Source organism: Enterococcus sp. AZ071 (assembly GCF_050499065.1).
Lineage (GTDB): Bacteria > Bacillota > Bacilli > Lactobacillales > Enterococcaceae > Enterococcus_A > Enterococcus_A ferrettii.
The window spans coordinates 2209070-2234875 of record NZ_JBIPAS010000001.1 but is presented as its reverse complement, the minus strand read 5'-3'; the positions used below and the strand labels follow the sequence as shown (position 1 = coordinate 2234875).

Annotated in this window: 28 protein-coding genes and 1 pseudogene; 23 read left to right on the top strand and 6 right to left on the bottom strand. The window is 39.4% G+C overall.

The genetic code is table 11. The features are described from left to right. Nucleotides 1–74: 74 nt before the first annotated feature. Nucleotides 75–2351, bottom strand: a complete 2277-nt coding sequence (gene pflB, locus IGI49_RS11035; RefSeq protein WP_429964535.1) for a formate C-acetyltransferase — start codon at nt 2349–2351, stop codon at nt 75–77. Between the two features lie 430 nt (nt 2352–2781). Between pflB and IGI49_RS11030 the strand changes: the two genes are divergently transcribed. Further along, the gene (locus IGI49_RS11030) at nt 2782–3651 is read left to right on the top strand and encodes a hypothetical protein (protein ID WP_429964534.1); all 870 of its coding nucleotides are present in this window, start codon (nt 2782–2784) and stop codon (nt 3649–3651) included. A 120-nt stretch (nt 3652–3771) separates the two neighbouring features. Here the strand turns inward: IGI49_RS11030 and IGI49_RS11025 are convergent. Together IGI49_RS11025 and IGI49_RS11020 are read right to left on the bottom strand one after the other, a co-directional pair. Next, nucleotides 3772–5307: pseudogene (locus IGI49_RS11025) on the bottom strand (IS1182 family transposase); the annotation flags it as partial. Nucleotides 5308–5450: 143 nt separating this feature from the next. Further along, on the bottom strand, nt 5451–6839 hold the full coding sequence (locus IGI49_RS11020; RefSeq protein ID WP_429964533.1) for an APC family permease: 1389 nt from the start codon (nt 6837–6839) through the stop codon (nt 5451–5453). A gap of 142 nt (nt 6840–6981) precedes the next feature. Here IGI49_RS11020 and IGI49_RS11015 point away from each other — a divergent pair, with 142 nt between their 5' ends. Continuing rightward, nucleotides 6982–7755, top strand: a complete 774-nt coding sequence (locus tag IGI49_RS11015) for a helix-turn-helix transcriptional regulator (protein ID WP_429964532.1) — start codon at nt 6982–6984, stop codon at nt 7753–7755. Between the two features lie 45 nt (nt 7756–7800). Here the strand turns inward: IGI49_RS11015 and aguA are convergent, their stop codons facing one another. Next, nucleotides 7801–8904 (bottom strand): agmatine deiminase, encoded by a 1104-nt coding sequence (gene aguA, locus IGI49_RS11010; RefSeq protein WP_429964531.1) that lies wholly within the window; start codon nt 8902–8904, stop codon nt 7801–7803. Nucleotides 8905–9114: 210 nt separating this feature from the next. Between aguA and IGI49_RS11005 the strand changes: the two genes are divergently transcribed. From IGI49_RS11005 to IGI49_RS10945, 13 genes are all read left to right on the top strand, one after another. After that, on the top strand, nt 9115–9324 hold the full coding sequence (locus IGI49_RS11005) for a helix-turn-helix transcriptional regulator (RefSeq protein ID WP_207705226.1): 210 nt from the start codon (nt 9115–9117) through the stop codon (nt 9322–9324). Continuing rightward, entirely contained in the window at nt 9324–9797 is a 474-nt protein-coding gene (locus IGI49_RS11000) for a hypothetical protein (protein ID WP_429964530.1), read from the top strand. The genes IGI49_RS11005 and IGI49_RS11000 overlap by 1 nt, the downstream gene beginning before the upstream one ends. A gap of 68 nt (nt 9798–9865) precedes the next feature. Then, entirely contained in the window at nt 9866–10330 is a 465-nt protein-coding gene (locus IGI49_RS10995; RefSeq protein ID WP_429964529.1) for a hypothetical protein, read from the top strand. A gap of 71 nt (nt 10331–10401) precedes the next feature. Beyond that, complete coding sequence (locus IGI49_RS10990) at nt 10402–11133, top strand: TraX family protein (protein WP_429964528.1); 732 nt, start codon at nt 10402–10404, stop codon at nt 11131–11133. A gap of 144 nt (nt 11134–11277) precedes the next feature. Further along, entirely contained in the window at nt 11278–12960 is a 1683-nt protein-coding gene (gene ilvB, locus IGI49_RS10985; protein WP_429964527.1) for a biosynthetic-type acetolactate synthase large subunit, read from the top strand. After that, entirely contained in the window at nt 12950–13450 is a 501-nt protein-coding gene (gene ilvN, locus IGI49_RS10980) for an acetolactate synthase small subunit (RefSeq protein ID WP_429964526.1), read from the top strand. The genes ilvB and ilvN overlap by 11 nt, the downstream gene beginning before the upstream one ends. 14 nt (nt 13451–13464) lie before the next feature. Then, entirely contained in the window at nt 13465–14040 is a 576-nt protein-coding gene (locus tag IGI49_RS10975; protein ID WP_429964525.1) for a TetR/AcrR family transcriptional regulator, read from the top strand. Between the two features lie 93 nt (nt 14041–14133). Beyond that, nucleotides 14134–14727, top strand: a complete 594-nt coding sequence (locus IGI49_RS10970; protein WP_429964524.1) for a GNAT family N-acetyltransferase — start codon at nt 14134–14136, stop codon at nt 14725–14727. 130 nt (nt 14728–14857) lie between these two features. Next, on the top strand, nt 14858–15670 hold the full coding sequence (locus IGI49_RS10965; protein WP_429964523.1) for a MerR family transcriptional regulator: 813 nt from the start codon (nt 14858–14860) through the stop codon (nt 15668–15670). 57 nt (nt 15671–15727) lie between these two features. Continuing rightward, nucleotides 15728–16168, top strand: a complete 441-nt coding sequence (locus IGI49_RS10960; RefSeq protein WP_429964522.1) for a hypothetical protein — start codon at nt 15728–15730, stop codon at nt 16166–16168. A 200-nt stretch (nt 16169–16368) separates the two neighbouring features. Then, nucleotides 16369–16833 carry a VOC family protein gene (locus tag IGI49_RS10955; RefSeq protein WP_207705236.1) on the top strand — a complete coding sequence of 155 codons (465 nt, stop codon included), beginning with the start codon at nt 16369–16371 and terminating at the stop codon, nt 16831–16833. Nucleotides 16834–17093: 260 nt separating this feature from the next. After that, nucleotides 17094–17582 (top strand): N-acetyltransferase family protein, encoded by a 489-nt coding sequence (locus IGI49_RS10950; protein WP_429964521.1) that lies wholly within the window; start codon nt 17094–17096, stop codon nt 17580–17582. Nucleotides 17583–17661: 79 nt separating this feature from the next. Next, entirely contained in the window at nt 17662–19020 is a 1359-nt protein-coding gene (locus IGI49_RS10945; protein ID WP_429964520.1) for a TPM domain-containing protein, read from the top strand. Between the two features lie 25 nt (nt 19021–19045). Here IGI49_RS10945 and IGI49_RS10940 read toward each other — a convergent pair whose 3' ends face one another. After that, complete coding sequence (locus IGI49_RS10940) at nt 19046–19894, bottom strand: DUF805 domain-containing protein (protein ID WP_429964519.1); 849 nt, start codon at nt 19892–19894, stop codon at nt 19046–19048. Between the two features lie 224 nt (nt 19895–20118). Here IGI49_RS10940 and IGI49_RS10935 point away from each other — a divergent pair, with 224 nt between their 5' ends. The 8 genes from IGI49_RS10935 to IGI49_RS10900 all read left to right on the top strand — a co-directional run bounded on the left by IGI49_RS10935 (nt 20119) and on the right by IGI49_RS10900 (nt 25074). After that, nucleotides 20119–20400, top strand: coding sequence for a helix-turn-helix transcriptional regulator (locus IGI49_RS10935; protein ID WP_429964518.1), 282 nt, complete (start codon nt 20119–20121; stop codon nt 20398–20400). Beyond that, nucleotides 20401–20616, top strand: coding sequence for a hypothetical protein (locus IGI49_RS10930; RefSeq protein WP_429964517.1), 216 nt, complete (start codon nt 20401–20403; stop codon nt 20614–20616). Nucleotides 20617–20639: 23 nt separating this feature from the next. Continuing rightward, on the top strand, nt 20640–21383 hold the full coding sequence (locus IGI49_RS10925) for an ABC transporter ATP-binding protein (RefSeq protein WP_429964516.1): 744 nt from the start codon (nt 20640–20642) through the stop codon (nt 21381–21383). Next, nucleotides 21376–22017, top strand: a complete 642-nt coding sequence (locus tag IGI49_RS10920; RefSeq protein WP_429964515.1) for an ABC-2 transporter permease — start codon at nt 21376–21378, stop codon at nt 22015–22017. Before IGI49_RS10925 ends, IGI49_RS10920 begins: the two co-directional genes overlap by 8 nt. Nucleotides 22018–22229: 212 nt before the next feature. After that, the gene (locus IGI49_RS10915) at nt 22230–22727 is read left to right on the top strand and encodes a GyrI-like domain-containing protein (protein WP_429964514.1); all 498 of its coding nucleotides are present in this window, start codon (nt 22230–22232) and stop codon (nt 22725–22727) included. A 63-nt stretch (nt 22728–22790) separates the two neighbouring features. After that, nucleotides 22791–23681: a helix-turn-helix domain-containing protein gene (locus tag IGI49_RS10910; protein ID WP_429964513.1), complete on the top strand. Its 891-nt coding sequence runs from the start codon at nt 22791–22793 to the stop codon at nt 23679–23681. A 13-nt stretch (nt 23682–23694) separates the two neighbouring features. Then, nucleotides 23695–24156 (top strand): hypothetical protein, encoded by a 462-nt coding sequence (locus tag IGI49_RS10905; protein ID WP_429964512.1) that lies wholly within the window; start codon nt 23695–23697, stop codon nt 24154–24156. Between the two features lie 120 nt (nt 24157–24276). Next, nucleotides 24277–25074 carry a MerR family transcriptional regulator gene (locus IGI49_RS10900; protein WP_429964511.1) on the top strand — a complete coding sequence of 266 codons (798 nt, stop codon included), beginning with the start codon at nt 24277–24279 and terminating at the stop codon, nt 25072–25074. Nucleotides 25075–25137: 63 nt separating this feature from the next. On the opposite strand, the gene IGI49_RS10895 is transcribed toward IGI49_RS10900, so the two are convergent. Continuing rightward, a complete protein-coding gene (locus IGI49_RS10895; RefSeq protein ID WP_429964510.1) occupies nt 25138–25746 on the bottom strand; it encodes a GNAT family N-acetyltransferase in 609 nt (202 codons plus the stop codon). Between the last annotated feature and the right edge of the window lie 60 nt (nt 25747–25806).

Below are 25806 nucleotides of genomic sequence, written 5' to 3'. Positions count from 1 at the left end.
CTGAATGAAACTGCGAAAAGTTGGACTGGCAAAAAAACACCGGAAGAAAAATCTTCCGATGTTAAAAGCATTTCTTATAATGAATGGTGGTCAGTTCTTGAGATTACGTCGCGACGTTGTTCAGGTGTTAAGTCACGGAATTTAACAGCGTAGCCAGATACACGGATAGTAAAGTTCGCGTATTTAGGATTATCGATGTCCTTATCCATTTCTTCCAACAGTTCACGACCAAATACGTTGACATTTAAGTGGTAACCGCCACGGTCAAAGTAACCATCAAGGACGTTACGCAGGTTATCAATTTGCATTTCTTCATCATCTGAGCGACCAAGTGCACCTGGGTTGATTGTTTGAGTATCAGAGATACCATCCTGTGCACATGAGTAGTTTAATTTTGCTGTTGAGTTCAGAGATGCCAACAGGCCATTTTTCTCACCTAAGAATTTGCCATCTTGATAACTTGGGTTTGCGCCTGGAGCCAATGGTTTACCTGCACGACGTCCGTCTGGTGTATTCCCAGTGTTTTTACCGTACACAACATTTGAAGTAATTGTCAATAATGACAAGGTTGGTGTTGAGTTGCGGTAAGTATGCTGACGCTTGATTTGGGCCATGAAGTATTCCAAGATCCAGTTTGCTTCTTCATCAGCTTCATCAATGTCATTCCCGTAAGTTGGGAACTCGTTTTGTGGAACGTAGTCCACTGCAAGTCCGGTTTCGTCACGGATGACTTTAACGTTACCATGTTTGATAGCCATTAAAGAGTCTGCTGCGTGAGAAATACCAGCGATACCAGTCGCAAAGGTACGTTTCAAGTCAGTATCCATTAATGCTAATTGAGGTGCTTCATAAGCATATTTATCATGCATATAATGAATCACGTTCAATGTATTTACATATAATTCAGCTAACCAGTCCATGATGTCTTTGTAGTTTTGGATAAATGTATCGTAATCCAACGTGTCGCCATCCATTGGTCGCATTCTTGGTCCCACCTGCATGTGAGTCATTTCGTCGACGCCGCCGTTGATTGCGTACAAGACTGCTTTTGCCAAGTTAGCACGAGCACCAAAGAACTGCATGTCTTTACCGATAACAGTTGCTGATACACAGCAAGCGATTGCTGCATCGTCAGAACCCCAGTATTGACGTAATAGATCATCATTTTCCAATTGGATCGAAGAGCTTTGCTTAGCAACTTTTGCTGCGTAAGTTCGGAAGCCTTCTGGTAATTTTGAAGAATACAAAACAGTCAAGTTGGGCTCTGGTGAAGGTCCCATGTTAGTCAATGTGTGCAGAATGCGGAAGTCATTCTTCGTTACTAATGAAGAACCATCCATGTTCATACCAGCAATTGACAGAGTTGCCCAGATTGGGTAACCAGAGAATAATTGATTGTATTCAGGAGTACGGGCAAATTTCACCATACGTAGTTTCATGATTAAGTGATCGATTAATTCTTGTGCTTCAAATTCAGTAATCAAGCCGCGGTCCAAGTCACGTTGAATATAGACATCCAAGAAAGCTGAGATACGTCCGATAGACATAGCTGCTCCATTTTGTGATTTGATTGCTGCTAGGTAACCGAAGTATAACCATTGGATTGCTTCTTTAGCGTTAGCTGCTGGAGCAGAAATATCAAAGCCGTAAGAAGCGGCCATATCTTTCATGTCTTTTAAGGCACGGTATTGTTCCGCAACTTCTTCACGCAATTGAATGACATCGTTGGTCATGGTTTTGTTGCCGACCAATTTATGGTCTTTCATTTTTTGTTCCATTAGATAGTCAATTCCGTATAAAGCAACGCGACGGTAGTCGCCGATGATGCGGCCACGGCCGTAAGCATCTGGCAAACCAGTGATGATTTTGTTTTTACGTGCTAAGCGCATTTCATCTGTATAAGCATCAAAAACACCTTGGTTATGTGTTTTACGCCATTTGCTGAAGATGAAAGACATTTGGTCATCGACATCGTAGCCATTTGATTCTAAAGCTTTATTCGCCATGTTGATGCCACCAAAAGGCATGAAAGCTTGCTTCAACGGTACATCTGTTTGTAAACCAACAATTTTTTCTTCTTCTTTAATCAGATAGCCTGGCTCATGAGAAGTGATCGTTGCTGGAATGTTGGTGTCCATGTCATAAACACCGTTTTTCTTATGCTGTACGTCAAATAGTTCTTGTAATTTGTCCCATAAAGTATTTGTACTTGGTGCTGCTTCTTCTAAAAAGCTGTCGTCGCCTGTGTACTCAGTGTAATTGCGTTTGATAAAGTCTAATGTGTTTACTTCATGTTGCCATTTTCCGGGAGTGAAACCTTCCCATTGTTCAAACTGTAATTTGTTTTTCATTGAAATTCTCCTTATTATTCGTTGTGTGACTAATTATTTTTTCCAAATATTAGTCGGGGGGTCATGCAATATACTAATCTGCTAAAAATATATGATAATTATTCTAATTATCAATTAGAGTGGAAATATGCAGAATAAGTATCCTTATTGAGATTGAAAGAAAGCGCTTCTTGATACCGAGAGTATAACAGATAATGTTGCTGTTTTGCTACTGTTTTTTCGAAAATAGTCAAAAAAACTAGATTTTCCGCTAATTTTATACAACAGATTGATATGCTGTATAACAGTTTATGATAAAATTTTAATGATACTATTTGTAATTTAACTATGATTAAATAAAAATAAGATGAGTAAGTATGTGAAGGAATTGCTAAAAAGGAGGTTTGTTTTTTTATGCTGCTGATTTATAGTAAAGTAGGAGGGGATTAAGATGGATACAGCCTTACAGCTTCGAAAAGCTTATGATAAAAAACAGTCACTCACCGATCAGGAAATTGAACAGTATCTTGCTGCATCTCCAATCGTAAAAAAGCTAACTAAAGACTGGGTTGAGCAGCCATTCTTCGCTATCTTTCGTTTGCTTTGTTTAGCAGAAATTCCTTATAGCCAACGACTTCCTTATACTCAAAATCTGATGGCGTATGTAATAGCAACTACTGCCACAGAGGAGGGCTTTTCTTATACCGGAAAAGTTGAGGGAATTGTCCCTTGCTACAACGTGATGCTGTTGGAAGCTTTTACTCGTTTGGGACAAGCAAAGTCACCAGAGGTTCAAGCAGCCTTAAATTGGATTAAAAGGTACCAAGTATTTGAACGCAATCATACCACCAGTTGGCCTCACAAAGGAATTTGTAAGCATGGTGGCTGTATGCTCAAAACTCCCTGCTATATTGGAATTGGAAAAACGGTGCGAGGATTAATTACTTACGCAGAGTACACTAGCCACAGAGATGAAGAAGTGGAAGTACTAATAAAGCAAGGAACAGACTATATGCTGAAGCATCAGCTTTTCCAACGACTTTCTAACCAGCAGCCGATTAGCGCGCATATTACCGATATCATGTTTCCGCAAGCCTACATGCTTTCGTTAACTGATTTAGTTTTCATTGCTAATAAAGCTCATTTATGGGAAGACAAGCAAAGTCAACCGCTAAAGGATTTATTACGAGAAAAAGAAATAGCTCCACAGCAATGGAAACTAGATTATATTTATGGGCACAAGGGGTACAAGGCCTTTGAAACCCGACGTAAAGCTTCCGAATGGATTGGGTATTTGTTTGCTGAGGTGTGTAAAACATAAAAAAGAGGCTGTGACATAAGTAGTCTCTAAACGAATAAAAAAAATACCCACCTCCCGAAAATCTATCAATGATTTTCAGTGAGGGGGTCATTTTGTCTATGTAAGAAGTCCTGAAGTTCGTCCTGCAACTGCCAACTTCATCATATTGAGGGCCAACACGAGGAGGCCGGTTTCTCTCTTCACTTTTTCCATACCTCGAACATGGTAACGAGTGAAACCTAAACAAGCTTTCATCCGACCAAAAACAGGTTCTACGTCGATTTTTCTTCGTGCATAGATTTTTCCTGTTTCAGGAGTTGAAAGCAGAGTGACTTGTTTCGCTTTAAAATATTCCCAGGAAGGGTTGACGCTTATTTTTCTGGTGTATCCTTTTTGTGTTAATGCGGCTGGAATAACTTGTTTATTCTGATCGTATTTCTCCGCTTGATATTCTTTAAAATCTTTTACGAACCCTTCATCATCTATTCGTTGACGGTAGGCATGAAAATTGCAACGAACACCCTTTGGATCCACGTAATAATCGGCTTCTTCATAATAGGTCCAGTTCATGACTTTTCGCTCATCCGTTTTCCATTTCTTACTTTGTTCCTTGAGCATTGTTGCATAAGGAATCAATGCAGTATACTGTGCGTACTCATCCTCTAATTGTCGATAATTTTTTTCTGACCCATATCCTGCATCAGCAACAATCACGGTTTCTTCAACCAAATCCATTTTGTCTAAAAATGGAAGTAACGTTTTTGTGTCTGTCGGATTTTGATAAACATCATAACCTACTATATATTGATTACAAGTGGCAAGCTGTAGATTATAGGCCGGCTTCAACTGGCCATTATGCATGGGATCTTCTTTAACCCGCATGAAAGTAGCATCTACATCCGTCTTTGAATAACTGTTGCGAGTTCCACAAAGAGTGAGACGAAGGTGATGTTCAGCCATTTTTTCGCGACGTTCCGTTAGTTTTCGTTTTTGTGATTTCACTGTTCGACGTTGTTGTTTTGCAGGATTAGGAGAGACCTTTTTGGTCTCTTGTATTTCCTGTTCCACCTCTTCTAAACGCAGCTCTAACCGTGTTAGAACTTCATCCAATCGGTCCAAGGTAAGGTCTGAACCTTCAGGAATATGTTTTACTTGATAGGCTTCTTTTAACTCGGTCATCAAGGTCAAGATCGTTTCACGATTCATTTGATCATACCGAAGTGTGCTCTTTTTCCAAACAAAACTGTATTTATTCGCATCGGCTAGAATCTTTGTACCATCAATAAAGAGGGCGTCATCAATTAATTGACGTTCCCGTAAATAGCTGGTTAATGATTCCAGACTTTGATTGACTAACGTTTCTACATCGTTGGAAATATGGAAACGTGCAATAGTGCGATAAGAAGGCACACGTTCCTGCGTCAACCAGCGTGCTGGCAAACTTTCTTCCGCAAGTTGTTCAATTTTACGGCTAGTAAATACGCTGCGAGTATAAGCAAATAAAACGAGTTTTAGCATTAAACTAAGATCGTACTCCCGAGGTCTACCAAAAAGATAAGGTTCCTTGAACTGAAGAGCCTCAACTAATTCATGAATAAACCAGGCAGTATTCTCTTTTTTTGGAACATAGGAAGTAGATATATTCAAAGTAAGCTGAGCCATGTTATAATTAGTCATGTGTTTTGGTCCTTTCGAGGATTAAAGTTTGAGTATAGGCGGCCACCTATACTCTTTTATTTTACCCAAAAATGCCAGTAAAAAGAACGATAATCGTCATTTCACCGGCATTTTTTTAAGACTTATGTCACAGCCTCATATCTTCAACGTGTTTCATCCGGTAAATGTGGGGATTCATCATTTGAAACTTGTCCTTTAGAATGATAGAGCCAGATGCCCAACAGCAGTGTAATAATTGTTCCTACAACATAAGTACCGATTACAAAGCTGGATTCGGCGGTAACAAACATTAAAACCATACTGAGAATCAAACAAGCTTCACCTAAAATGGAGCAAATGACTAAACCAGTCATGCCACCAGGTACTTGGTAGACACGTTGCATTGTGGCATCCCTTTTTCGTAAAATAATGGCTGCTGGAAACATAAACAGGTATGGAATCATCAAAATAATCACACTAAAAGAGAAGATCGTCCAAAAGATGGCATTGGCATCACCAGTCGTTGCGTAATTGACAATAATCAAGAAAGTAGCCACAATACCCATGAAATAATACAAGCCATCAGGTGTTCCATATTTTTTATTGCGATGCTTCAAGAAACGGTTTCGCTGATCTAATTTTGCAGCAATAAAAACTTCATTGGCGCCTAAGGTCCAAGAGACCATGTTGGAAATGAGAGTGCTCATCGATACCAAAATGATCACGTAAAAAACAGGCATTTGAAAACTGCCAAATACTTTGCATAGTTCCAGCAAAGCATAGTAAAAACCATCTACTGTATCAATTTGATTTGCTGGAATGGCAACTAATACTCCGTAGGTCCCGAAGATATAAAGGGCTGAAATAATTACCCCAGCAACTACTGTCATTTTAGGAATCGTTTTTCCAGGATTCGCAATTTGATTGCCAATTGAGCCAATCAATTCGAAACCCAGCAGATTATAAATTATGACTGAAATATAGCGCACGGTATTTCCAGGAGTAGGAATAAACGAAGCTGCGGAAAAATCATTTGCAGTTCCGTGTTGAAGGGCATAAACAATGCCCATAAAGCCGAAAATCAGCAGGACAGCTATTTTGAAAATTGCGGCGATATTCGTTACGGTGACAGACAGATCCACTCCACGGATACCAATATAAACAATTAACCAGCACATGACTAAAGCCAAACCGGCTAAAAAGAACGGACTGGCCTTTGGCATGAATGCATAAGAAAACCAACTGGAGAAGGCGACAAATACAGCGGGCATCCAGAAGGCGACATTCACCCAGTAAAACCAACCATTTAGTACCCCGATCTTATCACCAAAGGATCGTTTGATCCATAAATAAATTCCGCCATCCCCTGGATAATTACTTCCTAACTCAGCAGTTACTAAGCCATAGGGCAAAAAGAAAAGTACGGTAGTAATCAGCCAAATTGTAATCGAAGAAACGCCAATTGCTGAGGAGGCGACGAAGGAATCTAATACTAAAACACTGCAAATCGTAAATAAGATACTTTTTACCAAGCTTACTTTTTTTTCTTCCATGGTTCTACGCATTCCTTTCATATACTAGGGCACTGCAAATGGCTCAAGCAAAACCTTCGCATTTTTTGTGATTTTCAAAAGAACTAGCTAACATGGCACCTACGGAGTGTTATAATCAAGAAAAATGATCGGAGGCAAAGGAATGATACCGCTTACTGATAGTGTGTGGCAGAAAATCAATACCTTCATCTATTCCATTTACCAGACAGACACAATGGATGCTTTACGTGTGACCACACTAGAAAAGCTTCCTGAATTAGTCATATCAGACTGTTCTTTTTTTGATATGGCTCGGATTGAAAAAGGCCAGACACGTTACTTCAACCCGCTATCTTTAACGATCAGTCAAGAAAAACTGAATGAATACTTTGAATCGTTTATTTATGGTGATTATGTTTCCTGGATGTTTTCCCTTCATAAAAATTCTGTCGTTTATTGTGATTCAAAAATTGTTACGGAAGAAGTACGGGAACAAACTCCTTTGTATAATCAATGGCTGGAGCCAATGAATTTGTATTATAGCTGCGGAATAAATTTTGTACGGGAAAATACCCCTTATGGCTCGCTTAATCTATTCAATTCTCGTAAACGTGGCGATTTTACTCAGCAAGATTTAGCCATTTTAACGATTTTAGAGCCGCATTTTACCCTGAAGCTGACGCAGCTGTATCCCCATGGTCTGCCAATTTTATCTGACAAAACCGTTGAGCAACCATTGGATAAATTTCATTTAACGGAGCGGGAACAAGAAGTGGTTCGTTGGTTGTGTTCTGAAGCCAGCATGGAAGAAATCAGCCAGCAAATGTACATTAGTGTCCATACCGTTCGCAAACATGCGGCCAATATTTACCGCAAAACTAGCTGTAAAAATCGCAATCAGTTGATTGCCTTCATGAACAAAGCTTTGAACACATAAGAAGGTCGCTGAGAATCAGGCAGCACTCTCAGCAACCTCAGGTTATTAAGGTTTAGGTTTTTGCAGGGTCATACAATGAATGTTGCCGCCGCACAAGGACCATTCGCGACTCCAGATACGGACGATTTCACGATCAGGCATTAATTCCTTGAACATTTTGCAAGCAACCTCATCCATCGGATCATCAAACTGCGGTACCACTAATGCACCATTAATCATATAGCTGTTAATATAAGTAACAGCCAGCGGCAAGCCGCTTTCACGAGTTGCTGCGGTATCACTAATATCAATACCCGCATTTTCTTCCTCGCTAATGTAAAGAATTTCAGGAATCGGTACTTTATGGATTTCTAATTTACGTCCCTTAGCATCTGTTTCTTGACTCAGAATATCATAGGCTTCTTTTAATGGTTTGTATTGTGGGTTTTCTTCATCATCCGTCCAAGAAAGAGCGATTACTCCAGGTTTAATGAAGAAGCAGACATCATCAATGTGTCCATCGGTTTCATCAAAAGCCATTCCATCCTTAAGCCAAATAACCTTTTCTAAATTCATGTATTCCTTCAGTAAATCCTCGATCTCATCACGAGTCATTCCCGGATTACGATTGTCATTGAAGACACTGTTCTCAGAGATTATCAGGGTACCCTCACCATCTACCTGTGTTGCTCCGCCTTCCAGAATCATTTTAGCAGTCGCATCGTAGCGGTCGATATTTTCTAATTCTAACAGCTTTTGCGCAAACTGCGAATCCAGTTTCCAAGGGAAATACAGCCCTTCATCTAATCCGCCGTAGGCATTGAAGCCCCAGTCAACGCCGCGAATATCGCCTGTATCATTGATTACGTAAAACGGACCTTTGTCCTGTGCCCAAGAATCATCGGTGGACATCTCAATGAGCCGAACTTCCTCTGGTAAACGCGCCCGAGCATTTTCATACTGCGCCGCCGAACAAATTACACGGACCTCTTCATACGGAATCATCTTCTCAACTACATCCACAAAAACTTTTTGCGCTGGTTTACCGCCATCACGCCAAGTATCGGTGCGCTCTGGCCAAATAATCCAGGAGCATTCATGCTCTTCAAATTCTCCCGGCATCCGGTAGCCGTCTTTTTTTGGTGTACTGTCTTTGATTGATCGTGCCATTTTTTCCACTCCTTTATCTTTGTTGTGTTTAGTGTATGCCTAATCAACTAATTGAATAAATTAGTGAGGATAAGTATTTGTTAGGATTACTCAAATGAAGTAGAAATGAAGTAGTCTACTAGGGTAAGAAAAATCCAAGGTAAAAGTATCTTTACATTTTTTGAAGATAAGTTATAATTAGGTAAAGATATCTTTACGAAGGGGAAGCAGATGAAAGTCATTAATCATATCAAGGAGATTCGGGAAGCCAGAGGAATTCCGCAATATACGATGGCTGATGCTGTGGGAGTTTCACGTCAGACCATGACGGCAATTGAAAAAGGTAAGTACAATCCTAGCCTGGAGCTGTCTTTGAAGATTGCGGAGTATTTTGAACTGCCGTTTGAGGAAATATTTTATTTGGAAGGGAAGAAGAAGTGATGGGAAGATCTGGGTATGCTTTTTTTCGGGGAACTTTTGAGGTTAATATTTTTTGGGTTATTTTTTTCATAGTCTTACTCTTTTTAGAGATCTATGCAATTGGAGAAAGTTTTCTTTTTATTCTTCGAGCGCAAGACAAAACCAATTATGAGGTAGAGAACAGGGGCTTTATTAACGCCTTAGCCAAGAGCTTTGTGATTATTCTACTTCTTCATTTTGTCCAAATGGTTGTACGAGTGGTTCATTATGAGAAGACTGGGACGGATATCAATTTGTTGGTTAAACCTGGGTTGTTGATTTATGGTTTAGACGGCCCACCTAGAAATCATTTTGAATCTTTTGGAGTAGACTTAGTTATCTTGGGGATTTGTCTAGTAACAAGCCGTTTGCGCTATCGGACTTGGAGTTTGAAAGAAAGTTTCGCGGCGGGAGTTGCTGCTTTTAAAGAAAATCGACAGTTGAAGAAGAAATAGCAGGTATTAGGTGGAGTACTTTTATTGCCGTTTGAGAAAATAGGTTATTTGGAAGGGAAGAAAAAGTGATGGAATTGAGGACAGTTAGTTCTTTTTACCTAGCTGGTTTAGGGATAGGTACAAGAATTGTGGTATGGATATTTAGTTTTCTGTCGATCTATGGTTTCTTTTCTTCGCTTGTTTACCTCATCAAAGAAGTAAGTAGAAAGAATGATGAGCTGGTGAGAAGAATTTTAGTTCATGCGATGGCGATGAGCTTTGTGATTATTTTGTTGCTGCACTTTGGTCAGATGCTTACTCGATTGCTGGTTTTTATCAACACCGGTAATGATTATCATTTTTTAGTCTCGTCTGGGTTATACATAAGTAACTTGGATGTGAAAAGAGCTCATTTGGAATTTTTTGAAGTTGATCTTGGCGTATTTGCAATTTGTCTGCTAATAAGCCGTTGGCGCTACCGTACATGGACGTTAAAAGACAGTCTTACAACTTGGATAACTGTTACCGGTGAAGAGAGATATTCAAAGAAATAATCATTTTCCGACTAAAGTAGGAGGTCGGCATGATGGAGTTGTGTCATACTTTTATTAGAAGGAGTGACACTATGACTAGATCAATTGACGGTTTCAAATTAAAATTAATTGCAATTATTGCGATGGCACTAAACCATATTGGGAGCGGCTTTAGCCTGGGGGATTATTCTCCACCAATATATTTCTTCACTGAATTTATTGGAAAGCTGACTTTCCCGATTATGGCGTATCTGCTGGTTGAAGGGTTCTATTATACGAAGAATCGAACGAAGTATGCGGGAAGATTAGCGATTTTTTGCCTGGTTTCTGCCTACCCTTTTCATTTATTGTTTCATCCGAATCATCCATTTAGTGCGATTGAACTGGTTAACAACATTTTCTTCACACTCTTGATGGGACTACTTTTGTTGATGACTTGTGAAAAGGTTAAAAGTACGAGTGGTCAGGTCGTTTTAGCCTTTCTTTTCTCATTTACGACTATCCTGTCAGACTGGACTTTAATTGGTGTACTGATAATATTTGGTTTTTACAAATTACGGGGTCGTAAAATAGGCATCATTCTTCCTGTTATTTATGGGGCAGTATTTTTATTCGTAATTATGGCATTAATGCATGTCAGCGCCCCAGCGGTAGTTCCACTTTATGAAGTGTTTACTGGATTGGGAATTTTATTGGTTATTCCGATTTTATTGGCCTATAATGGCGAGCGCGGGTACTCTCCTACCTGGGTAAAATGGGGATTTTATGGTTTTTATCCGTTGCATCTGCTACTTCTCGTTGGTATTCGCTTTTTAATTCAATAAGTCTAAAGTCGTTAACAGAAATTCACTGCAATTTTTGTTAACGACTTTTTTTGCTTTTCGAACAAGCAAACTTTTATTGACAGAAAAAGCTCATGTGATAAAATGCAAGTAAATACTTGCATTTTAAGATTGGAGGTTGATTATATGATTTCGGGAGCTGAATTAGTAGTTAAGGCACTCATCCAAGAGGCGGTCGAGATTTGTTTTGCTTATCCAGGGGGCCAAGCGATTGATTTGTTTGATGCATTGTATCAACGAGAAGAATTTCGGGTAGTGCTGCCTAGGCATGAGCAGGGATTAGTTCACGCGGCAGATGGGTATGCGCGCTCAACTGGCAAAGTAGGAGTTTGTATAGTAACTAGTGGGCCGGGAGCGACTAACCTAATCACTGGTATTGCAACAGCGGGGTACGATTCGGCACCGTTAGTTTGTATTACTGGACAGGTAGCGACTCATTTAATTGGAAAGGACGCTTTTCAAGAGATTGATATGGTCGGATTATGCCGGCCAATTGCTAAATATGCGGTTACAGTTAAACGACGTGAAGACTTAGGCGCGATTCTCAAGAAGGCTTTTGTCATTGCACAAACTAGGAAACAAGGAGTGGTTGTGGTAGATATACCTAAGGATATTCAACAAGCCCTGGGGAGTGACAATTATCCAGAAGAGGTAACGATTCGCGGATATCAGCCGCAATTAGAAGCATCAGTTGAAAAGGTTCAAGCTGCCGCAAATTTATTGAATACAGCAAAACATCCTGTTGTTTTAGTGGGTGGAGGTGTTCATCGTGGTAAAGCACATAAAGTATTGCTGGCGCTGCTTGAAAAGAGCCGCATACCGGTTGTAACAACAATTATGGGAAAAGGTGCATTATCCAGCAATCATGAACTTTATATAGGTAATATTGGAATTCATGGTAGCTTTGTTGCGAATTATGCCATCATGAACAGCGATGTCCTTTTAGCGATTGGTACACGCTTAAGTGACCGAGTAACAGGGAAAAGTGAGACCTTCTGTCCAACTACGAAGCTGATTCATCTAGATATTGATCCAGCGGTTATCAGAAAAAATGTGAACGCTGAGCTGGCTATTGTGGGTGATGTTCAACGGATTTTGCCACAATTGACTAAGCAGGTTGCGTCTAGAACTTATGAAAACTGGCTGAAGGAATTGCAAGAAAAGAAAGCAGCTCAACCAATTGAAATGGCAGAAGCAGGTATAACACCAGAAAAAATTATTCGAAAAATAAATGACTGTTTTTCTAATACAATTGTCGTGACAGATGTTGGACAAAATCAATTGTGGACAACACAGTTTTTACAAGTAAGCAAAAATATTCAATTGCTTACTTCTGGTGGGTTAGGTACGATGGGGTTTGGTTTTCCAGCTGCTTTAGGAGCAAAGTTGGGAAATCCTGAGAAAAAGGTAGTTGTTATAACCGGAGACGGTGGATTTCAGATGAATTTGCAGGAGCTTGCTACCGCTGTAATGGAAAATATCCCAGTGATCATTTGTATCTTCAATAATGGTTGTTTAGGAAATGTTCGTCAGTGGCAGGAAATGTTTTATGATAAACGGTATTCCTATACCGATTTGTCCTTTCAAAAAACATCTTATGTACCTGATTTTATTGCTTTAGCTCGTAGTTATGGGATGGATGGAATACGAGTTACCAGTGAGGAGCAGATTGAAGAAGCGTTTACTCAAGGAATAGCGAATGCTGATAAATCGTTAATAATCGAATTTATGTTAGCCAGAGAACATAATGTACTGCCGATCGTCCCCCCAGGTCAAAGCTTAAAGGAAATGATTAGCTATGGAGAATAAAACAGAAAAAAGATGGCTGAGTGTATATGTTGAAAATGAAGTAGGAGTACTTGCAAGAGTTGCTGGATTGTTCTCAGGAAAATTGTATAATTTAAATAGCTTAACGGTAGGTGAGACTGAACAGTCAGATACTTCTCGCATGACGATTAGTCTATTCAGTGATGACCGTACGTTTGAACAGGTGAAGCATCAGCTGAATAATATGGTAGAAGTCATTCAGGTGGTTGATTATACTCAACAGCCATTTCATGCCAAAGAAGTCATGTATGTGAAAATTACTAATTATTCGGAAATGGAACCGTTGCTGTTAGTGGAGAATGAATTTACTTTTTCGATTGTTGATAGCAGCCCACAGGCATTAATAATCGAGAGTCTAGCCAATGAGCAAACAAATGATCGACTGATGCAAAAGTTGCAGCAGCTTTTTCCGGAGGGAATGGAGGTTGTCCGAGGCGGCAGTGTCGCCTTAACCCGTCTGCATAGTCGGTAACAAAGGAGAGTACAGTGAAAAATACGCGAAGCAATATCATGGAAGCCACGAAAAAGATGATTATCGAAAAAGGTTATCATTCCATGACCACTAAAGATATCGCGAAAGCAGCGCAGGTCAATGAAACTACGTTGTTCAGACAATTCGGGTCAAAAAAAGAACTGCTGCTGGCAACCTTAAAAGAAGCTGAGTGGATTCCAGATACAGATGAGAACTTGGTTGATCAGTTTCAATGGGACTTGAAAAACGATCTGCGCTTGATTATGGAGAATTATTTTCAACAAGTACCACCGGATATTGTTCGTTTTTCATTAGGACTACGAGCTCAAGATATTTATCAGGAAACATTGCCCTATGTTCAAAAGATACCAGCCGCTTTTACCCAGTTAATTGAAGAGTATTTGGTAGAGATGGTGAGGCAAAAGAAAATTAAGGTGGCTGATCCTCAAAAAACAGCAGAGGTTCTTTTCTCAAGTCTAATTGGTTTTGCTTTTCTGCATGCTTATTCCGATAATCAGCAATTTGAGAAGGAAAACAAAGCGTTTATTTTCCAAGCCGTGGAAATGTTTAGTGAAGGCGTGATTAGTTAGTTTTTAAATAAATCATGCTTGGGGCGGAATACAAAGGATTGTCAATTTGGTAAGCTTATCTTGCAGGAATTTAATAAATCTTGGAGGTATGGTATGGCTGACTACCAAATAATCAAATTTTCAGAATTAACCAATGGACAAAAGCAGCAGGCAGTTGATGTTTTTCTTGAGGGCTTTGGTCACATGATGACTTTTACTAAAGAGATTGAAAAATTGGAGGCGTTGTTTCTGGACTCCTTTAATCCAAGTTACATTTTACTTTATAGGGAAGCAGATCAAGTACTGGGAATTGTCGGGATTGCGACGAACAAAGTACGACCGATTAAATTTGAGAAAAGTCAGTGTCAAAAACTATTTGGGAATGTGAAGGGTAGTATGATCTGTAGGCAAATGAACGCTATTTTTCAAAGCAAAGTGGTAGAAGAAGAAACCGATCTGTACATTGATGTACTTGCTACAGCTAAGGCAGCTCGGGGCAAAGGCGTGGCGAGTAAGCTTATTCATTACTGTTTAGAATTACCAGACTTTCAAATTTGCCACCTTGAGGTTCTATCAAAGAACGCAAATGCCAAACGACTCTATGAACAGATTGGCTTTGTTGATTACAAGCATCAGCGCTTTTCACCAGCAATCTTACAGGGATGGGGTTACCCGATCAAAATGAAAAAAGCGATGAATAATTGCTAGCAGAAAACTTTTTTGGTCCTTGATCAAAAAAGTTTTTTATTTTGTGTTGACTCCCACGTTACGTGTGACTCTATACTATAAGTAAGCTAGCGAGGACGAAGTAAAACATATTTATAAGGAGAGAACAAACATGTTTAAAATTGGAGAATTCTCAAAACTATCTAATACCACTGTTCGAACATTGGATCACTATGCAGCATTAGGTTTATTAATTCCAGAAAAAATAGATACACAATCTAACTATCGGTATTATTCAGCGAGTCAGCTAGGATTGCTAAACCAAATCAAAATGTTGCAGCAAACAGGTCTGCCGTTGAAGACGATTAAGGAAATCATTGAAACGAACGATTTAGAATTCTTAGAACGACATTACACCATGCAAGAACAAAAACTGCAAGAAGATCTGGATGAAGTTATGAAGAAGCAGCGGATGATCTCCTTGCTCCAACAAAACGTGAAAGAAGGAATAGAAATGACTAAATATAATGTAGTAGTAAAAGAAGTAGCTGAAAGAAATGTATTAAGTGTACGGGAACGAATTGCTGATTATACTATGGAGGGCGAACTTTGGATGAAACTGCAACAAGGCATGCAGGAAACGAAAGCTAAAATGACTCAACCGTCAATGAATATGACCATCTTTCATGACAAGGAATTCGTCGAAAAAAATCCGGATGTTGAGGTTCAAACAACTGTAATCGGCGAATATCCAGACATAAAATCAGTCAAATTTGAAAAAGCGCCAAGTTTCATTATGGCTTCTGTAACCTTCAATGGTCCTTTTGAGCAAATGCCGCAGGTTACTCAAGCATTAGGGGAATGGATTGAAGCCAATGAATACAAGGTGGTAGGACCGATGATTAATATTGGTCATGTTTCACCAGCCGAAGATCCTAATCCTGAAAATTGGGTAACAGAATCGGGGTTCGTTGTCAGTAAATAAGCGAAAGGGGCGTCCTCTAAGTATTGGGGACGCTCTTTGACAACAGGAGGAATGATCATGACTTGTCCCGAGTGTTACAGCGAGCATTTTCGTATAACACCATTATTGAACCCTAGAGATTGTCTAGAAAATCATCAACAATATATTTGCGGTACCTGTGGACGTTGCATTTGTATTCAAGCAGACGAAAAACGTGGATTACGGCGTTGGAACTTTCCCTTCAAAACGGCGGAAATTGCACGATTGTTTTTACGTACAGCTGATGTGACGGCTGAGACCAATTGTGGTATTTATGAAATAATTAGCATCAGCGGTCGCAAATCTTACAAAATTTTCCCTCAGCAGTCAGATTTTGAACGTTACTTAAACAAACACAATAAGTTAACGATCCAAATGATGCCTGTTTACCAGGTGGATCATTTTGAAGAGTTTGCTCTAGCTGAAATTCGCCATCTGACAGCTGAGGAGATCACTGTCTATTTCCAAGAGCGAGAATAAACTGTTTCATTCCTAAATACAATTTGCCTCATTTTTTAGGTAAAATGACCCATTCCCATAAAAGCTAAGCGAAGATAGAGCACTTGTTTTGGATTTTAAGATCTTTTCTGTGTAAGGCTAAATACACTCGCAGTTTTTGGCAAGATTCAAGAGTCTTCTTTGTTTGCTTTATGCTAAACTGAAATAAAAGGAGGTAGATCATGAAGTTCAAAGGACCTATGCTGGTAGTGAAGGATATGGAAAAATCAAAAGCATTTTATACTAAGGTAATCGGTGTTCGAGTGATTGCAGATTTAGGTGAAAATGTAACTCTGACAGGAGGTTTGTCGCTGCAAACCGAAAGCTCATGGGTAGAGTTTACCCATTGTACGCCTGACTTTTTCAAGTATCAAGGCAATGATGCCGAAATGTATTTTGAAGAAGATGATTTTGACAGCTTTCGTGAAAAGCTAGCTAAGCTGGGGGTTGAGCAGCTTGGTGAAGAGATTGAAATGCCATGGGGACAAAAAGTAATTCGCTTGTATGATCCAGACAAGCACATTGTGGAAGTCGGTGAGGATTTGTCAGTAATGATGAAACGCCTTCAAGCAACTGGCCTGACTATTGAAGAGCTTGCTGAAAAAACAGGTTTAACACCTAAAATGATTGAACGGCTGTTGAAGTAAATTTAAATAGGGTAAGCAGTGGATAGAAAACTATTCGCTGTTTTTTTTCCGTAGAATCAAAGGGTAACCCCAGTGAAGACCTTAAAAAATAAGGTGAAACGATGGAAATCCCTTCGTTTTTAAGGTTGCTTGTTTGTGAGATAGAAATTTTACTAGTCTTTACTTAGGGTTTGATGGTACGCTTAATTCAAAAAGGGGGATGACTTATGTGTGGACGAACGGCTGATTATTCAAATTAATAATCAGGAGGATTTGTAATAATGGAAGTAATCATTCGAACAATGCAGCCGACGGAATATCCGTTGCTGGAAGAGTTTTTGTATCAAGCAATTTTTCAACGCGACTTGGAGAATTTGATTCCGCGAACGGAAATATATAAGCCGGAAGTACATGTTTACATTGAAGATTTTGGCCAACAAATTGAAGATTATTGTTTATGTGCCGAAACAGCAGGGAAAATTGTTGGCGCAGTTTGGGTGAGAAATATTGAAGGCTTTGGTTCAATTGATGATCAGACACCGGAATTTTCAATTTCTCTTTTACCAGAATATCGAGGGCAGGGGATTGGAACAGCACTGATGAAGCAGATGTTGGCATATCTCAAGCAGGCGGAGTACTCGAAAACGTCTTTAGCAGTACAAAAGGATAACTATGCGCTTCAAATGTATCAAAATGTCGGCTTTACGATTGTTGACGAGAATGAACAAGAATATATTATGGTCTGTTTTCTAGAAGAGCTTTCCGACTAAAACATCCGTCCAAAGTCTCTTTTTTGAAAAAGAAAGTTTGCGTATAATAGATGAAAAGATGAAAAAGTAGGGAATTAAGATGAAAAAAGAAACTGAGGATGCAAAACAAAAGCGAAATTTTGACAAGGTGAACAAGCGAGCGCAGGAAAATTTTCAAAGGTTGAACAGAAAGAATAGAATCCAGCAGCTTTGTTTGTTGCTGGTGATGATGGTTTTTTTAGGATTATTTGCGATAAGACTTTTACCAGGCAACTATCAAAGTTACGCTGAAAATAATCAAAAATATACCGCTCAGATTGAGCAATTGGAGTTGGAAAAATCAGCGATTCTCTCTGGGGAGAAGGAAGCAGCGACCGGAAATTTTAAAGAAACATTGGATGAGAATCTGGCTAATTTAAAGGACTATCCAGAACAGAATGATCTTTATACAGTGGATATAAAAGGTACGAATGCATCCATTCGCTTAAATCGTAATAACCTTTTTATCTCGGACAATGCCAATATGATGAATAAAGAGACTAAAAAGAAAATATATGATTTAAACAAACAATTGGCAGCCAGTACAAATGGTGCACAGCTGCAGGTCGTTACCGTACCAGCATTACCTTCGGGTGAGAGTATTGAATCTTATGCTGAAAAGATTTTCAATCAGCTGGGAATTGGTAACAAGGATGAGGATAACGGTGTTTTGTATTTAATCGCCTTGGGAGATCAGGAATTTCGTCTAGAAGTTGGTTATGGATTGGAAGGTTTGATTACAGATTCGACTGCTGATGACATTATTAGTGACGATGATGTAGTGGAAGCTTTTGAAGATAAAAAATATGATGTGGCAGTTAGCCAAGTAGTGGACGACGTGTTTAATATCATGAATTCAAAGACGGCTTTAGTAGATTCGCAAATTGCTGCTATCACTCGGACAAAACGCAATAACCAATTGCTTTACTGGCTGCAGATAATCATTTTATTGATTGGAATCCTCTTATTAGCAGGGGTTTTAATTAGCAGTTTTCGAGGTAGAAGGTTGATGAAGCAGTACTATCAGGGATTTCAAACTGACTTGGAGACTTTCCAACGAGGAAGAAGTACGCAGGAGAAAGCTGCTCGAATAATCAAAATAAAGAAAACATCCTTTTACTATTTGATGATGGCTGAGATAGGAACTATTTGGTCAGCTGGACAAGTTAAAAATGCAGTAAAGCGTGGAAGAATCCTAGCAAAATATCCAAAGGCTAAGAAACAGTCTTTGGGTCGTATTCTAGTAGGGGATACTCTGTATGGCTATAATGGCGATGTGATCACTACTGCTTACTTAGCTTCCCACTACAATCCGTCCAATCATTCAGACAGCGGTTCAAGCGGCAACAGTGGCGGCGGCTCTTGGGGTTCCTTTGGTGGAGGATCTTCCGGTGGCGGTGGTGCTTCTGGCGGCTGGTAAATACAAATAGAAAATGAGCCCCGCTTTATAGCGGTGGCTCATTTTTAGTCTCGTTGCTAGTCTCGTTGCTAGTCTCGTTGCTAGTCTCGTTGCTAGTCTCGTTGCTAGTCTCGTTGCTAGTCTCGTTGCTAGTCTCGTTGCTAGTCTCGTTGCTAGTCTCGTTGCTAGAAGAAACGGCAGGTTCATTTTTTAACTCTTCAATGATTTCTTCCACTGGTTTTTCTGAAGTTTCTTGAGGAAGAATTTCTGTTAAAGGTTGTACATTTGGCAGTTCTTTTTCTCTAAAGAAGAAGCGTAAAAAGCTGCTGTTGCTGCGGACAGTTATCTCATCTGTTGGCATTAAGGTGAACACAAACAATTCAATGGAGATAATTAGATTAAGAAACAGACACAGCATAGATGCTACATAATACCCTGGTGACCACGTACTAGCTACTTGAAAAGTAAATTGGAACATGCCTAATAAAAATAGTGCAATGTAGTGAACCAGTAGTCCCCGTCCTCGAAGTCCCGCATCTCGCATCCTACGAGTCATTAATGACAAGTTTGGCAGTAAGATGGCCAACGAATAAACAAAATAGAAAATTAAAATTGGCAAAATACGAAATAATGCACTGAATACTTCCCAAGCAATCTCATCATCAGACATATAATAGTCATAGTATCCATACATCATGCCGGTATTAATAATTGCTGAAAATAGCGTTGTAAATAAAATGAGTCCAAACAAAAGGCGAATAGACATCAAAATAAGTTGAACCCACCAATACCCTGCACGGGTTGTCCGCCCTTTAAACTCTACATATCCGACAAAAAAATCCTTAATGGCTTGTTTAAAGCCTACTTCTCCTGGAACCTGATTAATAACCTTCATTCATTTTAACTCCTTTATTGTCACTCCAAAATAGTCAATAACTCATTATTAAGAAACAATGGTTATCGTTCCTCCTATTGTATACACAACTCAAACAAAATAGCTATGTAATTTTAAAAATAAAAAAGAGAATTTGGCTGGTTCATTTTACAGAAAAAAATAGGTAACGAAAACGAACATATTTGGTTAACTATGGTTGGTGTTCATTTCTTCAGTGGTTGCCTATGATAATTACAAGAGGTGTGAAAAATATGAAGCGGGTAAAAAGTAATATTTCTGCTAATCTGAATTGTTTAAGAAGGCAAAGTCGCATGTCGCAAGAAGAAATTGCTGAAAGAATTGGGGTAACTCGTCAGGCGGTTGCCAAATGGGAAAAGGGTAACGCTCTTCCTTGTATTGTTAATTGTATTTTATTGGCAGAATTGTTTGATGTTTCATTGAATGATTTTGTCAATTACGATTCAAAACAAACGGGAATACCAATTCCATCAAAGAGTAGGCATTAGTTGAGAACAGTGACGATGAATGACCATGGTCAAATTGTTCTGTCAAAGAAAGCTAAGGAAACCATGGAATACAAGACAGGAGATGTTTTAGTTGTGTTGGGGGATTGTAATCCGTTAACCGCGGGAATTGTTTTGTTAAGCAGTGAAGTATTTTTCCGTCTGACTGGTCAATCGAAAGTTCGCTTGTCTGAGGATAAACAGCTATCAAATAATTGAGAAAAGGAAGAAGAGGGAGAACCATGGACTTATTAAAAATTGAAGGATTAACTAAGCATTATTCCAGTTTTACATTAGAAGATATTTCCTTTGCATTGCCCAAAGGACAGATCATGGGCCTGATTGGAAAAAATGGGGCAGGGAAAAGTACGACATTAAAATCATTGTTGAACCTAGTGCATCCAGATTCTGGCAAAATCGAAATGTTTGGGAAGGATTTCTTAGACAATGAAAAAGCCTGTAAGCAGCAAATGGGAATTGTATTAGGCGGAATTGATTTTTATGAGCAAAAAAGGGTGTCCTTAATTACTAAAGTGACAAAACGATTTTACCCAACTTGGGATGAATCAGCCTATGAAAAATACTTGTCAGTATTTTCTTTGGATCCTCAGAAAAAGGTGAAGGATTTATCGGCTGGAATGAAGGTGAAATATATGATTGCTTTGGCCTTGTCCCATGATGCCAAATTGTTGATTTTAGATGAGCCTACCAGTGGTTTAGATCCAGTCTCTAGAGATGATTTGCTGGAATTGTTTCAGCATTTGGTTCAAGGAGGCGAACGCAGCATTCTCTTTTCTACCCATATCACATCAGATTTAGAGAAATGTGCAGATTCAATTACGTACATCAAAGAAGGAAAAATGGTTGCCAATGCACCAAAAGAGGTTTTTTTACACTCCTTTGACTATTTGAAGAAGCCAGACGAGCACGCACTCTCGCTTGAGGAAATTATGATTCGTACGGAAAGGAAGAGTTACGATGTTTAATTTATTGTACAAGGAAATTCGTTTAGCAGCTCATCCTAATTTATTCATTTTTACCTGTATGGGGGTACTAGTTTTAGTCCCGGCTTATCCATATGGGATCATATTCTTATTTAGCGGGCTGGGCATATATATCAGTTTTATGTACGGACGTGAAACAAATGACATTTACTATACAGCTTTATTACCGGTTCGGAAACGTGACACGGTAAAAGCCAAATGTTTGCTGGTAGTGCTGGCAGAGTTGATTCAGATGCTGATATCTTTACCTTTTATTTTTTTACGATTGGCTATTTTGTCTAACGGAAACCCAGTTGGAATTGAAGCAAATGTAGCTTTTTATGGCATGGGGTTTTTCATTTATGCTGTTTTCAATGTGATTTTTTTGACTGTCTTTTTCAAGACAGCTTATAAGGCAGGGAAAGCTTTTGTATTAGCGATGATTCCTGCAATAATCATAATGACTTTAATGGAAATTATCGTTCATTTTCCTAATTTCTATTGGTTGGATAGCGTCAAGCAGCCGGAGCTGCTTCGACAGTTGCCTATTCTGATTATTGGATTTTTGGTTTATGTTTCAGCAACAATTGTTGCTTACCACGTATCGGTTAATCGATTTGAAAAAGTAGATTTGTAAAGTAGATTTATTAAGTACATCTGTGAATCCTGATGACAAAGGATTTGCAGATTTTTTGCGATCAAACAAATTTTGCTCCAAAAATGAGAGGTTCCAGCTAAGAAGCCATGCTATTCTAGATAGTAAGAAGGCTATCACTTTTCTTGCTTAGAAAAGGATACATAGATTTAGTTTAGCTTTTGGTATAGTGGAAAAAAGAGGAGGAATGAAAAATGGAACACAGAATTGTAGAATTAGACGCGTTTAAGATAGTTGGCTACAAAAAGGAGTCAACTAATGAAAATCAACAGGGGATGCAAGATTGCCCCGCTCATTGGGGTGAGATTTTATCTGCTGGGAAACAGGAGGCACTGCTGCCGTTGATTAATCGGGAGCCATTCGGTTTGATTGGTGCTAGCTTCTATAATGTTGATTCTAGTGATGCGAAACGATTCGACTACTATATCAGTGTGGCTACTACAGAGGAAACACCGGATGAGTTGGAAGAAATAGAAGTGCCAGCCAATACTTGGGCAGTTTTTCCAACGACCAAGGAAGCCTCTGGACAGACACAAGTTGAAATTGTCTCAAAATGGGGTCCCCAGTCAGAAGAGTATGAATTATTGAATACTGGCTATATGACAGGAGAGATGGCTTCAGGAGGACCAGATATGGAGGTTTACGGAAGTGGTGACGACATTGAAATTTGGGTACCAGTGAAGAAAAAATAGCTGAAGAAATCTCTGTTTTAGTGTGCTATGCTTAATAGAAGACTAAAACAGGAGCTAAACAATATGACCACAGACATCCAACGATTTACAGCGACTCTAGCTTATATAGAGGATCACTTATTTGGAGAAATTTCGTTGAAGACGCTGGCAAAACAAGCTTTGCTGTCAGAATATACATTTCATCGTTTTTTTACTTATTTAACGGGCTACTCCTTTTCTAATTACGTTCGCAATCGCCGCTTGTCTGAAGCGGTTGGTTGCTTGCGTCAAGGGGAGCTGGTTGATACGATTGCAGAGCAGTGCGGCTATGCAAACCGTTCTGCTTTTCATCGTGCCTTTGTGAAATTCCATGGCTTAACACCTGCTCAAGCCAAAGAAGAATTTGCTGCGGTTAATTATTTTCCGCCGATGCGTTTAACCATTCAAATCGATGGTGGAAAAACGTTAAATTATCGGATTGAACAGCTGCCAGCCTTTCAAATTGTTGGTAAAATGGCTAGCTATTTGCTGGACGAGCAATTGTTTCAACAAACAGGTCAACAGTGGGAGCAGTTTTTCACGGATCAAAGCTTACGAACGTTTGCGGAGACTGAGGCCACCAATAAACGTTTCTTTGGAATAAATCGGGCACCTTATTTTGCAGTAGCGAATCCGCAAATTGCGGACAGCGGGATGCTAAACTACTTCACAGGATTTGTCCTGACTGAGGGACAAACTAGCGAGTATCCCACGTTCTCAATACCTAAGCAAAGTTATGCGGTTTTTACCAGTGAGCGTTATGATTATCGCATAACTGAGAATGTGTCTAGCACCTATAATCAATTGCAGCAGCAGATATTCAATACGTGGCTGCCGCAAACCCATTATCAAAAAATTGAGGGGCCTGAGCTGGAGACGTACATCACGTTAGGTGAGCAAGCGTGTTTAGAAATTTGGTTGCCTGTCCATAAATAAAGGAGTGTCTAGCATGACTGTTAGTAAATGGTATCAGAAAAGAGAAGGCCAAGCCGAGCATTTGGTTTATTTGAATAAAGAAGGCAAGGAATTAGAGAAGCTGTTGACGCATGAGAAAACTATGATCATTCGTGGAGCTGCCGGCAAAAAGCTGCCTTTAGGTGGACGAGCAAAGGTTGGGGATATCGCCTATTTTGTTGAAACAGGCGGGAACTTGTTAGTTACTCATCGCGGTGTAATTACTCAGGTAATCGAAAGTGAAAAAATGACTAAAGAAGAATCTGCTGCTTTTATCCAACAGTTTGAAAAGGAATTGAATTTGTCGAAGAAGCAGCATGATCGCTGGGCTGGTAAGAAATATCTTGCTGTTTTTGAAATAGATCTTATTGAAGAGCTTGAGCCGTTTGCTTATAATCGCGGCAAAAATATGGATGATTGGGTCATTACGGATTCAATTGAAGAAATTAAAGCATAGCAATCGTCGGAAATCTGCCAATTCAGCTGGGGAGATTTTCGACTTTTTGCATGACGAAGACAATACCTCTTGACCTTCCTCTATACAGGAAGGTTTATAGTTGGGGTAGGAGGAGAATACATGTATACAATCGGTGAATTTTCTAAAATTTCTAAACTGACAGCTAAAGCGCTGCGCTATTATGATCAAGAAGGATTGTTGAAGCCCTCTGCTCGCGGCACCAACGGATACCGATATTATTCTGTTGCTGATTTAGACAAGGCTGAACTGATTCTTTTGTTAAAGCAGTTCGACTTCACTATTGCCGAAATGCAGGAAGTGTTGGCCTATGATTTGGAAGAAGCGGATTTAGCCGGCTATTTATTCGAAAAACGGCAAATGCTAGAGCAAAGAGTAACCCAACAAAAAGAATTAATTCGCCAACTCGATAACCTCCTGACAACAACTAAAATGAGGGAGCGAAGACAAATGAACTATGAAATGATGGTGGAACAATTACCAGCTGAACAAGTTGCTTTATGGTATTTCGAAGGGACCTTTCGAGAGATTGGCAGCTACACTGGCAAGCTGTTTCAGGAGGTCAAAGGCCGAGCAAACGGAGCCCCATTTTGTTTATACTTTGACGAAGAAGTGAATGAGATTGGAAAAATGGCGCTCGGCGTTCCGATTAAAAAGGCTTTTGCTTCTGATAAAGTAACAATTACTACTTTCCCAGCCAGGAAGGTATTGTCTACGATGCATATTGGTGAATACGACCGCCTGCATGAAGCGTATAAAGCGTTGATCGACTATGCGAAAGAACATCAGTTGACACTGGACACTCCTTGGCGAGAACTGTATCTAAAGGGACCTGGCAAGCTGTTTAAGGGAAATCCTGAAAGTTATCAGACCAAGATTCTTGTGCCGATAAAAGAATAGAAGTTGATTTAAGCTAATGAAAAGTAAAGCCAGGCTGAGTAGTATCTTCAGCTTAGCTTTACTTTATTTATGTCGTCTAATAAAACAATATTCGTCATAGGGAACATTGGGGCTGTGATGAGTTTCCACCAGTTCAAAGCCGAAATGCTGATAAATGGGGATATTGCTTTCAGTCATAGTCTCTAAAACGATATCTTGTCCCTTGGTTTGGCATTCTATAAGAATAGGTGTCAGCATTTTCCGCAAGACACCGGTTCCTTTGGCTTCTTTAGCAACAGCGACTTGGCAGAGGTAGTAAGCATTTTTAGTATATTTTTTATGCCAACGAGTGTGAATTTCAGTAATTAATTTATTTTTTTCTAGAAGAAGCTTCTGTTCCAGCCTAGGCATTTTTCTAAATGGGTTTGGGGTAGCTAAGCTATAAAATAGTTGGTGGGGCAGTGAAAATTTTTTCAAAGGAATGCCGGCTATTGCTCCAAGTAAAGGATCTTGATAAAGATAAATATCGCCATACTTTAAAAATATAGCGGTTTGGGCAGTCACTAAAGCAGTCAATGTTTCTTTGGGGGTAGCTAAATCTTGTGACAAAAAATTAAAGTGTTCCAGACCCCAAAAACGGTCAACTATAAAATCAGTAATGACTTGTAAATCTTCCATTTGTGCTCTTCTCATAAGTGATCTCCTCATTTCTCAGCTTGTTCTTTAATCTTATCTGACCTAAACTAGAGGAGA